11 protein-coding genes are annotated in these 12,147 nt (G+C 42.5%); 5 read left to right on the forward strand and 6 right to left on the reverse strand.

The window, feature by feature from the left end; translation table 11 throughout:
- Window positions 1-82 precede the first annotated feature (82 nt).
- On the forward strand, window positions 83-1,825 hold the full coding sequence (locus BI198_RS13060) for a proline--tRNA ligase (RefSeq protein WP_070049956.1): 1,743 nt from the start codon (window positions 83-85) through the stop codon (window positions 1,823-1,825).
- Window positions 1,826-2,057: 232 nt separating this feature from the next.
- Here the strand turns inward: BI198_RS13060 and BI198_RS13065 are convergent, their stop codons facing one another.
- Window positions 2,058-3,488: a sodium-dependent transporter gene (locus BI198_RS13065; RefSeq protein ID WP_070049957.1), complete on the reverse strand. Its 1,431-nt coding sequence runs from the start codon at window positions 3,486-3,488 to the stop codon at window positions 2,058-2,060.
- Between the two features lie 201 nt (window positions 3,489-3,689).
- On the opposite strand from BI198_RS13065, the gene BI198_RS13070 reads away from it, so the two are divergent.
- The 3 genes from BI198_RS13070 to BI198_RS13080 all read left to right on the forward strand — a co-directional run bounded on the left by BI198_RS13070 (window position 3,690) and on the right by BI198_RS13080 (window position 5,991).
- Window positions 3,690-3,989: a YciI family protein gene (locus BI198_RS13070; RefSeq protein WP_070049958.1), complete on the forward strand. Its 300-nt coding sequence runs from the start codon at window positions 3,690-3,692 to the stop codon at window positions 3,987-3,989.
- An 11-nt stretch (window positions 3,990-4,000) separates the two neighbouring features.
- A complete protein-coding gene (gene galE / locus BI198_RS13075) occupies window positions 4,001-5,014 on the forward strand; it encodes a UDP-glucose 4-epimerase GalE (protein WP_070049959.1) in 1,014 nt (337 codons plus the stop codon).
- Window positions 5,015-5,136: 122 nt separating this feature from the next.
- Complete coding sequence (locus BI198_RS13080; protein ID WP_083256619.1) at window positions 5,137-5,991, forward strand: SDR family oxidoreductase; 855 nt, start codon at window positions 5,137-5,139, stop codon at window positions 5,989-5,991.
- Window positions 5,992-5,999: 8 nt separating this feature from the next.
- Here BI198_RS13080 and rluB read toward each other — a convergent pair whose 3' ends face one another.
- The 5 genes from rluB to rnm all read right to left on the reverse strand — a co-directional run bounded on the left by rluB (window position 6,000) and on the right by rnm (window position 10,103).
- Window positions 6,000-7,109: a 23S rRNA pseudouridine(2605) synthase RluB gene (rluB, locus tag BI198_RS13085; protein ID WP_070049960.1), complete on the reverse strand. Its 1,110-nt coding sequence runs from the start codon at window positions 7,107-7,109 to the stop codon at window positions 6,000-6,002.
- Complete coding sequence (gene scpB, locus BI198_RS13090) at window positions 7,109-7,693, reverse strand: SMC-Scp complex subunit ScpB (protein WP_070049961.1); 585 nt, start codon at window positions 7,691-7,693, stop codon at window positions 7,109-7,111. Before scpB ends, rluB begins: the two co-directional genes overlap by 1 nt.
- Window positions 7,693-8,442 carry a segregation and condensation protein A gene (locus BI198_RS13095; RefSeq protein ID WP_141728928.1) on the reverse strand — a complete coding sequence of 250 codons (750 nt, stop codon included), beginning with the start codon at window positions 8,440-8,442 and terminating at the stop codon, window positions 7,693-7,695. The genes scpB and BI198_RS13095 overlap by 1 nt, the downstream gene beginning before the upstream one ends.
- 122 nt (window positions 8,443-8,564) lie before the next feature.
- On the reverse strand, window positions 8,565-9,185 hold the full coding sequence (locus BI198_RS13100) for an L-threonylcarbamoyladenylate synthase (RefSeq protein ID WP_070050894.1): 621 nt from the start codon (window positions 9,183-9,185) through the stop codon (window positions 8,565-8,567).
- Between the two features lie 60 nt (window positions 9,186-9,245).
- Window positions 9,246-10,103: an RNase RNM gene (rnm, locus tag BI198_RS13105; protein WP_070049962.1), complete on the reverse strand. Its 858-nt coding sequence runs from the start codon at window positions 10,101-10,103 to the stop codon at window positions 9,246-9,248.
- A 407-nt stretch (window positions 10,104-10,510) separates the two neighbouring features.
- On the opposite strand from rnm, the gene BI198_RS13110 reads away from it, so the two are divergent.
- Window positions 10,511-12,145 (forward strand): anthranilate synthase component 1, encoded by a 1,635-nt coding sequence (locus BI198_RS13110; protein ID WP_070049963.1) that lies wholly within the window; start codon window positions 10,511-10,513, stop codon window positions 12,143-12,145.
- Window positions 12,146-12,147 lie beyond the last annotated feature (2 nt).

Genomic DNA, 12,147 nt, shown 5'->3' on the forward strand with positions numbered 1-12,147 from the left:
AACTTAAATAACAGTAATAGAATTGACCGCGCTGGCTTGCTAGAATAGCGCTAATTTTTTACTGCATCATATAGAGATCACCATGCGCAGCAGCCAGTATTTACTCTCAACCGTTAAAGAAACGCCAGCAGATGCTGAAATAATTAGTCATCAGCTTATGCTGCGTGCAGGTATGATCCGTCGCGTTGCTTCAGGCATGTACACCTATTTACCCACAGGTGTGCGTGTTTTGCGTAAAGTTGAACAAATTGTTCGTGAAGAAATGACCAAAGCCGGTGCCATCGAAGTATTAATGCCGATGGTACAACCGGCAGAGTTATGGCAGGAATCTGGCCGTTGGGACAAAATGGACGCCGAGCTATTACGCTTTAAAGATCGACACAATCGTGACTTTGCCCTTGGCCCAACGCACGAAGAAGTGATCACCGATTTAGTCCGTCGCGAAGTCACTAGCTATAAGCAACTACCGTTAAACCTATTTCAAATTCAAACTAAGTTTCGTGATGAACGCCGCCCTCGTTTTGGCGTGATGCGTGCTCGCGAATTTTTAATGAAAGACGCCTATTCTTTTCACTTAAGCCAAGAATGCTTACAAAAAACCTACGATGCTATGTATCAGGCTTATTGTAATATTTTTAATCGCTTAGGCTTAAATTTTCGCCCTGTACTTGCGGATACGGGCGCCATTGGTGGCAGTATGTCACATGAATTCCATGTTCTTGCCGCTTCAGGTGAAGATGCTATCGCCTTTTCTGATGGCAGCGATTATGCCGCCAATATCGAAATGGCCGAAGCGATTGCGCCAACAGGTGAACGCCCTGCGCCAAGTCAACAGATGGCCGAAGTTGCTACGCCTAATGTAGGCACTGTCGCAGACGTCGCTCAGTTATTAAATGTCGATAATAGTCAAATTGCTAAAACTTTATTTGTCCATGCTGCTACTGCAGATGATGCAAAAAATACCAGTAAAACCGTACAATTAATTGCTCTAGTTTTACGCGGCGACCACGAATTAAACGAAATTAAAGCCGAGAAGTTGGCACAGGTTAAATCACCGTTAGAATTTGCTTCTGAGCAAGAATTACGCGATTTATTAAATGCCGGTGCCGGTTCTGTCGGTCCTGTTAATATACAAGTACCGGTTATTGTTGATCATAGTGCTGCGCATTTAGCGGATTTTGTAGTGGGTGCGAATAAAGACGGTTATCACTTAACCGGCGTAAACTGGGATCGCGATATAACTAAGTATCAAGTTGCCGACATCCGTAACATCGTCGCTGGCGACGCCAGCCCTTGCGGTAAAGGCAAGCTTGAAATAAAACGCGGTATTGAAGTTGGCCATATTTTCCAACTTGGCGAAACTTATTCTCAAGCCTTAAAAGCTGGCGTATTAAACGAAGCTGGCAAGCATCAGATAATGACCATGGGTTGTTATGGTGTCGGTGTATCGCGCATCATCGCCGCAGCTATAGAACAGAATCATGACGATTATGGCATTATTTGGCCAGACGCTATAGCGCCGTTTCAAATTGCCTTAATACCAATGAATATGCACAAATCTGTACGCATTGAAGAAGCCACTACAGCGCTTTATAATCAATTAACGGCTGCAGGCTTTGAAGTCTTTTTTGACGACCGTAAAGAACGTCCAGGCGTGATGTTTGCCGATATCGAGCTTATTGGTATTCCTCACAGTATTGTTATTGGTGAGCGCAACTTAGACAACCAAGAAGTCGAATATAAAAATCGTCGCAGCGGCGAAAAAGAGTTATTAAATATCGCTGATATCGTTAGCATTCTGCAACAAAGAATGCAGCAAAAATAACTCTTTTAGTTTTATCCTTGCCCAATCAGGGTAGATAGCCAGAATAGATAGACAGAGTAGATAAATAGAAAAAGGCAGCCTAATAGCTGCCTTTTTTATTGCGTCTTTAATTAGATCAATAACCATATCTACACATATATACTGAATGTAACTGATCAGTAATATCTACCAAGCTGGATAAGCTAAAATAAAAAAGGCAGCCGAAGCTGCCTTAATCTGAATATTGGATTACTTAGAACAATAAGTTTTTACCAAAGAAAATCGTAGATACGGTATTTACAAATATCACCGCTAAGATAAGAGGAATAAAGGTGCCTAACGAAAAGTTAATGTATTTTTGCATTATGGAGCCAGCAAAGCTGCTATTACCTTGGCTAATTTCCGCATCTAAGTTCACTTTTTTCCAACGATAAATCACAAATAAACATAACAGCAAGCCGTTAAGTGGCAATATGGTTTCGTAAAAAATATCATAAATTAAATCAAAGAATGATTTATTAATGGCTAAACCATCAGCGCCTGCACCATAACTGGTTAAGCTAGTGAAAATATCCACTCTGCCAAACGATAAGGCACTAATAATCGCCAGCACTATCATAGCGCCACCTAATGTATATAAGGCTGTGCGGCGGCTTACGCCTTTACCATCCATTAAGCTAGCAACGGGCACTTCGATAATGGACACTAGCGATGTTAATGCCGCAAAGAACACTAATAAAAAGAAGAAACTGGCAACAAAGGACGCCCCTAAGTAACCAATATCAGCCTGCATGGCTAAAAATATCTTCGGTAAAAAGGTAAAGATCATGCTGATACTGGATTCTGATAATTCACTAATTTGAATATCAGGATTAAACGAGAACGCTGCAGGTAGAATTAATAAGCCAGAACAACACGCGACTAATAATGATAACCCTGCCACCATCTTACCGGCATGAACAATATTGTTGTTTTTTTGAATATAAGAGCCATAGGTAATTAAAATACCCATTGCTAAAGATAGCGAGAAAAACGCTTGCGCTAAGGCACCGTTTAACACTTCGCCGGTCATTTTAGTAAAATCTGGTACTAAGAAAAACTTAACGCCTAACATGGCATTTTCTAAAGTTAACACATAGCCAACTAAGATTATTAGCATTAAAAATAACAATGGCATTAATACTTTAGCGGCTTTTTCTATACCTTGTTTAACGCCACCTTGCAAAATTAAGAAGGTTAAGCCAACTACACCAGCCATATAAATAAATAGCTCGTCACTATTAATAAAGCTACCAAAGCTATTGGCAGCTGCTAGTTCATTTAATTGGCCCATCACCGATTTAGCCAAATAACCAAATATCCATACGGTGATAACTAAATAAAATACGCCAATCATAAAAGGCGTCAGTACAGAAAGCCAACCTACACCACGCCAAGCGGCAGACTTACCTATTTCGGTATAAGCACCCAGTGGGTTTTGCCGAGTATGTCGACCCAAACTCATTTCTGCTAGCATTACAGGTAAACAAATAAAGAATACAAAAAAAGCGTACATAATAAGAAATGCTGCGCCACCATTTTTACTGGCCATCACCGGAAAAGCGACTAAGTTGCCAATCCCCACTGCTGAGCCTGCCGCGGCTAATATAAAGCCGAGACTAGAACTAAATTGTTCACGTTTCATTGCTACGCGGACTCCCTGATTTTTTATTGTTAGAATAATTTATTTTTTATAGTTTTTGCATGCTAACAGGCAAATGCGCTAAATCCTAGTACTGCACTGCTCCGATGCGTTTAATGACATTCGATCAACGACATTGGTTTAAGGTACGCCTTCTGCTAAAGTTCGTGCTTCATTTCCAGTTGCTCTCAAAGGTGTTTTACCATGTTATATATGATTTATTCTGAAGATGTTGCTAATAGTTTAGCGCAGCGTTTAGCAACTAGACCAACCCATTTAGCGCGTTTAGAGCAATTAAAAGCCGAACAAAGATTATTCGTTGCAGGGCCCCTGCCTGCAATAGATAGCAATGATCCTGGTACTGCAGGTTTTACCGGCTCATTAGTGATTGCCGAATTTGCTAGTTTGCAAGATGCCCAAAGTTGGGCTGACGCCGATCCGTATCTTGCTGCCGGTGTGTATGCTCATTCAACGGTAAAACCGTTTAAAAAAGTACTGCCTTAAGGATTTCAAACATGGAATATATTTTACTCACCGGTGGCGCCGGTTATATCGGTAGTCATACCGCATTAGAATTAGTTAATGCTGGTTTTAATGTCATTAGCTTTGATAACTTTAGTAATAGTTCTAATGAAGCCCTTAACCGCGTTGAGCAACTCAGCGGTAAAAGCATTATTAGCATTGAAGGTGATATTCGTGATGCCGCCGCACTGCGCCAAGTGTTTACTCATCATACTATTAGCGCTGTAGTGCATTTTGCTGGCTTAAAAGCCGTGGGAGAATCTACCCAGTTGCCGCTGCATTATTATGATAATAATGTCGCAGGCACCGTTACGTTATGCCAAGTAATGCGCGAGTTTCAGGTTAAAAAGCTGGTATTTAGTTCTTCAGCCACCGTTTACGGTGATGCCAAGCAAGTGCCCATCCCTGAATCAGCACCGCGTTCAGCGACTAATCCGTATGGTCAAAGTAAGCTGATGATAGAGCATATTTTGGAAGATTTAGTGGCAGCAGAGCCTGATTGGGGCATTACCCTGTTACGCTATTTTAATCCGGTAGGTGCCCACGCCAGTGGCCGTATTGGTGAAAACCCTAATGGCATACCCAATAACTTAATGCCCTTTATTGCCCAAGTTGCGGTAGGTAAGCGTGAGCAATTAAGTGTTTTTGGCAATGACTATGCCACGCATGACGGTACTGGCGTGCGCGATTATATTCATGTTGTCGATTTAGCCTTAGGTCATGTCAAAGCCTTACAATACCTCACTAAAAATAGCGGGATTACGGCAATTAACTTAGGCACTGGTATCGGTTATAGTGTTTTAGATATGGTTAATGCGTTTAGCCAAACCAACAAAGTAGCGGTGCCTTATCAAATTGTAGCCCGTCGTCCTGGTGACATTGCTACTTGCTATGCTCACCCCGACAAAGCAGCCCAGTTACTTGGTTGGCAAGCAGAAAAAACCTTAGAAGATATGGTGCGCGATAGTTGGCACTGGCAGTCTTCTAATCCTAATGGTTATAGCTAAGCCATTTATAGTGCTCGTTTTTTAATTTTATATAAAAGCCTTTAAGCGCAACTGTTGCTTTACAACCTGATTAATATTGCCTAATGTCCTGTGCATAGCTTTATGCACAGGATTACACTTAGATGGCGTCTTTACACTCTGCAGCACATAACACCGCAATTAAAAACACAGTAATTAATAACACAGTAGTTTATAACAAAGTTATTTGGATCACTGGCGCTTCTGGCGGCATTGGTGAGGCGCTAGCTAATAAGCTCGCGGCTGCTGGTGCGATATTAATTTTAAGTGCACGTAGAGAAACTGAGTTAACCCGGGTTCGGGATAGCTTAGTAAATGCCCAGCAACATCTACTCTTACCTTTGGATATTACCGATACTGCAGCTGTAGCAGCAGCTTTAGCCACTATTAAACAGCAAATAGGTCGCTTAGATTGGCTGATTAATAACGCCGGCATTAGTCAGCGCTCATTAATTATGGATACCACGCTGGAGACGGAGCGTAAATTATTTGAAGTAGACTATTTTGCTCAAATTAATCTGACCCGCCAAGCCTTACCGTTATTATTAGCAGATGACGGTGGCAAAGTGGTGTTTGTCTCTAGCGTCGCTGGCTTAGTCGGTACCCAGTATCGCGGCAGTTATTCCGCGGCCAAGGCGGCTTTGCACCTGTGGGCCAATAGTTTACGCGCCGAATTATTTGACCAAGGCTTACAAGTGGCGACTATTTTCCCTGGCTTTGTTAATACCGATGTCTCGCGTAATGCTTTAACCGGTGATGGTAGTGCTTTAGGAAAAATGGATAATGCGCAAGCTAATGCGATGAGTGCAGACAAATTTGCTGAAAAAGCGGTCAAAGCGCTAACAAAAGATAAAAACTATATCGTCATTGGTGGCATAAAGGAGCGCCTTGGAGCTATTGTCTCAAGGCTGTCTCCTAACTTACTGTATAAAATGGTACGTAATACTAAAGTGCGCTAACGCTCGTTTTAACCACGACCTTCACGGCTTGGTTTTTTGCCAGTAGGCTTTCTTACCGGCTTACGGCCTGCAGGTGCTTTGCCGTTAGTCGGTTTAGTCGGTCTTTGGCCTGGCTTAGAACCTGGTTTTGAACCTGGTTTTGAACCTGGTTTAGTATCCGGCTTAGAACCTGGCTTAGTCGCTGGTGATTTTTCAGCAGCTGGTTTTTCACCACGCTTACCTTCAGTTTTACTGGCTATTTGATGCTTACGCACCGCACGCTTCATGCTCGCCATACGACGACGACGCTCATTACGATCTTCAGGTTTAACCAAGGTTTGCAACTCTTCTGGCATACTAACCAGTTTGCGCAAATAGTTAACATCTTCTAATGGGTATTCAGCATAACCACCGGCAGGTAAATGTTTAGGTAATAATAAATCACCATAACGTACCCGTATTAACCGGTTTACTACCGTGCCTTGCGATTCCCACATCCGGCGTACTTCACGGTTACGGCCTTCGGTAAGCACAACATGAAACCAACGGTTTAAACCTTCACCCGGTAGCGCTTTAATTTTCTTAAAGTTAGCTTTACCGTCTTCTAACTCAACGCCTAAACGTAAACGCTGGATCATGGCATCGTTAACTTCACCAAATACCCGTACTGCATACTCACGCTCAACTTCAAAACGTGGGTGCATTAAACGGTTTGCTAGCTCACCATCGGTGGTAAATAATAGTAAGCCTGAGGTGTTAATATCTAAGCGACCAATAGCAATCCAGCGCGAGCCTTTAATTGTCGGTAAACGATTGAAAACAGTCGGCCGTCCTTCTGGATCGGTACGCGAGCAAATTTCACCTTCTGGCTTATGATAAGCAATAACCCGACAAACCTGATCGGCCTTAGTGGTAATTTGTACCAGATGACCATCAACCCGAATTTGTTGAGTTTCGCTTACTCTATCACCCAAAACGGCAGGTTTAGTATCAACCGTTACTCGGCCATTACTTATCCATAATTCCATTTCGCGACGCGAGCCGACACCGGCACGGGCTAAAACTTTTTGTAACTTTTCACCGCTAACTTTTGCTGGTTTTTCACTGACAATTTTTTTGCTTGGGGTTTTATCACTCATTAGTGTATCTCCTCTGTCATCCCGACAGTGTCTGCTAAATCAATACTCATTGCTTGAAACTCAGGCAATGCAGGTAACTGGCTTAAGCTTTTTAAGCCAAAATAATCTAAAAATAGGTTTGTTGTTGCATATAAACCAGGACGACCTGGCACTTCTTTATGCCCTACCAACTTTACCCACTCGCGATCAACTAAGGTGCGCATAATCTGGCTACTCACCGATACGCCTCTTATATCTTCAATTTCACCACGAGTAATGGGTTGCCTATAGGCAATAAGCGCTAAGGTTTCTAATACTGCCCGTGAATAACGGGGCGAGCGTTCTGGCCATAACCGGGCTAAATAACTACTCAGCTCGGGTTTAGTTTGAAAGCGATAACCAGAAGCCGTTAGATTTAAACTAACACCGCGGCCAGCATAATCGGCAACCAGTTGTTGTAAAACCGCAGTTAAGCGTTTTTTACTAACCGCTAGGTCTTCTAATACTGTGCTTTGCAGCTGTTCAACACTTAAGGGTTTATCTGCTGAAAATATTGCTGCTTCCACTAACTGAGTTAATTGGGCATCATTAATTTTCGTCGCCATTATGCCTCACTTATTGTTAGTTTGACATGTATTTGCGCATAAGCTTCAACTTGCGTTATGTCGATTAGTTTTTCTTTACTTAACTCTAATATCGCCAGAAAGCTCACTACAACACCCGTACGGCCTTCACTGGGCTCAAAACAGGCGGCAAAGGCTATGTAACCGTTATGCTTAGCTAATAAAGCCAATATTTGGCTCATCCGTTCACGGGTAGATAAACTCTCGCGTTTAATATGGTGATTTTGAAAATCTTTACTGCGTTTAACAATATCTTTTAAGGCAAAAGCGAGATCAGCCAGAGCAACATCCGGCAATACCACTAACGGTGCAAAGTCGTCATCCAAGCTAGCATTAGCGTTAAACATATCGCGCTCTTCACGCGGTAAATCATCGATACCTGTCGCAGCTTGTTTATAAATTTCATACTCTTGTAGCCGGCGAATCAGTTCTGCCCGTGGGTCGGCCTCTTCAGCTTCAATATCAGTATGGCGCGGTAATAATAAACGAGATTTAATTTCCGCTAACATTGCCGCCATCACTAAATATTCTGCCGCTAATTCAAAATTCAAGCCTTGCATTAGGTCAATATATTCCATGTACTGCAAGGTGATTTCGTTAACGGGTAAGTCAACAATATCAAACTTATGTTTGCGAATAATATACAGCAGAAAATCGAGTGGCCCTTCAAATGCGTCCAATAAAATCTCTAACGCACCTGGCGGAATATATAAATCTTCTGGATGTTGCATTACCGCTTCGCCACGCACAAAAGCAAGCGGCAAAGGCTGTTGCACAGTTAAGGCTTCTAAACTGTTACTAATTACAACATGCTGATCTGCCAAGTTTTGGCTCACTGAATGCTTAGCGACAATTAATTAAACGGCGATATGTCGCCACGGCCTTCACGGACAATAATCGGTTTATCTTCAGATAAATCTACTACTGTGGTTGGCGCTTCACCAATAACGCCACCATGCATAATCAAATCGACTTGTTTTTCTAACTGAGCACGCATTTCATCAGGATCACTTTCTGCAAAACGCTTTCCGGGTAAAATTAAGCTGGTCGATAACATTGGCTCGGCTAATTCTTCTAATAATGCTAATGCGACTTTATGCTCTGGAATACGAATACCAATAGTTTTTTTCTTATCGTTTAACAATCGCTTAGGTACTTCTTTAGTACCCCGTAAAATAAAGGTATAAGCACCTGGGGTATTGTTTTTAATTAAGCGAAAAGCGCTGTTTCCTACTTTTGCATAAACCGACAACTCAGATAAATCGCGACAGGCTAAGGTAAAGTCATGATCCGCACTCACTTGTCTAATTTGCTGTATGCGCTCCATAGCGTTTTTATTGCCTACAGCACAGCCTAAAGCATAGCCACTGTCTGTTGGGTAAATCACCACGCCGCCCTGCAAAATAATTTGCGCAGCTTGCTTTAACAACCGCTGCTGTGGATTGTCTGGATGAATATGAAAAAATTGGCTCATAATTTCTCTGCTTCTACTGTATTTTTGATTTAAATTACATGGTTCTTGATTAAGCTTCATTTAAAAAGCATTACCTGCAACTTGTGCTAAAGGCCAGTGATGCCAAACAGGTTTAACGTCATCAGTTAAATATAGATTTTTTCCCAGCTCATTCCAAGTTGTTGGTTGATGAAAATCTGAGCCTACTGATGCGGTAAATTGATATTCTTGGCATAACGCCCATAAATCACGGCGTTGTTGAGGCGTTTGTTGCGGTGAAATAATTTCTACCGCATCGCCATTAGCGGCTGCAAAATCAGCCAATAAACGTTTTAACCACTTGGTATTTAACTTATATTTTAATGGATGCGCCAGCACAGCTTCGCCGCCTGCAGCTTGGATCCACTGCACCGCCTCAGCCATATCTACCCAACTATTTGCTACATAACCTATCTTGCCTCGGCCTAAAAATTTTTTAAATACATTATTCATGCTATTAGCTTGGCCAATATTTACTAAATGCCGCGCAAAATGGGTGCGGGTTAATGCCGCACCGTTCGCTAGCGCTAACACAGCCGGCAATACATCGGGGATATTATGTTTGGCTAAGCGATGCGACATTTCTTCGGCGCGTTCTAAGCGGCGCTGCTGTTGCGTGGCTAAGTTCTGTAAAAATTGCGCATTAGTCGGATCAATATTTAAACCAACAATGTGGATTTCAAATGTTTGCCAACTAGTTGATATCTCAACGCCATTGATTAACTGCAACGGTAATTGTTGCTCAGTAATACTTTGCTTAGCTTCAGCAAGTCCAGCCACCGTGTCGTGATCAGTTATTGCCAAGGCGTTAACGCCTTTCTCTACTGCGCGTAATACTAATTCAGTAGGGGAAAGCAACCCGTCAGAACAATGGGTATGGCTGTGTAAATCAATTTTCATTTGCACCTCAAATTATGCTGCTATTGTCGCACAGCTGGGCAAAAGCGCAAAATTAGCCGCTAGTTTATTATCCAAATAAGCGTTTTCTGTATATAAACAATATAAAAGTAGGTTTGATGGCTTATTTTTAACTTTTTTATCGCCCACCCCTTGACGTGATAGCTAGTTTTGCGGTTTGATGTTGGCAACTTAACCAATACTGACGTAATTACCTAATGCTATTTATAACAACTTTCAACCTAATTAATTGGTGGTGGCACATTCCCAACGGGCGTGTGTAGGTGTTGTATTAGCTGTAATTACCTAAAGCCCGTTTTCGCAAGAAGCGGGCTTTTTTTATGTGTCCGCGGCAGCAAATAACGGCAATAAACTATAAAAGCTGTTGATAATAAAGGACAAAATAACTGATGATTTTTAGTCATATTACCCAAGTTAGCGGCGAAATTGCCAGCATGACGCTGCCCGTTGCCTACCCTAACGATGTATTAAGTCGCTATCAGCAACTCAGTGCCAATAGTGCTTATTCTATGCTGCTTGAGTCCGCCGAAATTGATAGCAAAAACAGTGTTAAAAGTATAATGCTGTTGGACGCAGCCTTACGTATTGAGTGTAATGGCATGCAGGTGACAATAAGCGCAGTCAGTGCCAATGGCCAAAGCTTATTACCGTATTTAGCCGACAAATTACAATCTCAAGCAGAAGTAAGTTTACGCCCAGAAATACTCCACCTCACCTTTAGCCAGCCCGACCCGCTACTTGAAGAAAACTTACGTTTATTACAACCCAACCCTTTTAGTGCCTTGCGAGTAATTCAACAACAACTGCGGTGTCATTCTGATGAACCCTTTGCGGTGTTTTTAGGCGGGGCTATTAGTTATGACATGGTGGCGACGGTTGAGCAGTTACCTGATGTCGCCATCGCGGAAAACCAATGTCCAGACTATGTGTTTTATTTAGCCGAAACGTTATTAGTTTTAGATCATAAAACTGAGCAAAGCCGACTGATTGGTAATGTGTTTTGTGGTGAGCAAGCGCCAGCAAATTGTTTTGTTATTGGCAACCGCTTAGAACAATTAAAACAATTACTGGCTGAACCAATTCCTGTACAAACGAGTATCGCAGCTGATAGAAGCGCTAGTGAGAACACTATTGATAGTACCGTCAGTGTCGATATTTCTGATGATGACTTTAAAGCTCAAGTCGAGCAATTAAAGCACCGCATTGTCGCCGGTGATATTTTTCAAGTGGTGCCTTCTCGCTGCTTTACTTTAGCCTGCCCTAACCCTTTTGCTGCTTACGCTAAATTAAAGCAACAAAACCCTAGTCCTTACATGTTTTATCTGCAAGATGCCGCTTTTACCCTATTTGGCGCCTCACCAGAATCCGCACTTAAATTTGCCGCTAACAACCGTCAAGTCGAAATTTATCCTATTGCCGGTACCCGCCGCCGTGGTTTTGCCGCAGATGGCAGCATTGATAATGATTTAGATAGCCGGATTGAACTAGAGTTGCGCCAAGATGAAAAAGAAAAGGCCGAGCACTTAATGCTGGTTGATTTAGCGCGTAATGATGTCGCTCGGATCAGTGTGCCAGGCAGTCGCTATGTTAAAGAGCTATTAAAAGTGGATCGCTATTCTTATGTTATGCACTTAGTGTCCCGCGTTATTGGTACGTTAAAGCCAGAATTAGATGCCTTACATGCTTATCAAGCTTGCATGAATATGGGTACTTTAGTCGGCGCCCCTAAAGTCAAAGCCGCCGAATTAATTCGCGGAGTTGAAGGCAAGCGCCGAGGAAGTTATGGCGGTGCGGTTGGGTATTTAGCTGGCAATGGCGACTTTGATAGTTGCATTGTCATCCGCTCGGCTTATGTCGCTAATAACACCGCTTATATTCAAGCCGGTGCGGGCGTAGTGTTTGACTCTGTGGCTCAAGATGAAGCCAACGAAACCCGCAGCAAAGCCCAAGCGGTCATTAGCGCCATTCTTAGCGCGAATGCTTCTGCTCAGAATCGTACTAACCAAGCTACTGTTGAGGAATAAAA

The sequence above is a fragment of the Rheinheimera salexigens genome (genome assembly GCF_001752395.1).
Classification (GTDB): Bacteria; Pseudomonadota; Gammaproteobacteria; order Enterobacterales; family Alteromonadaceae; genus Alishewanella; species Alishewanella salexigens.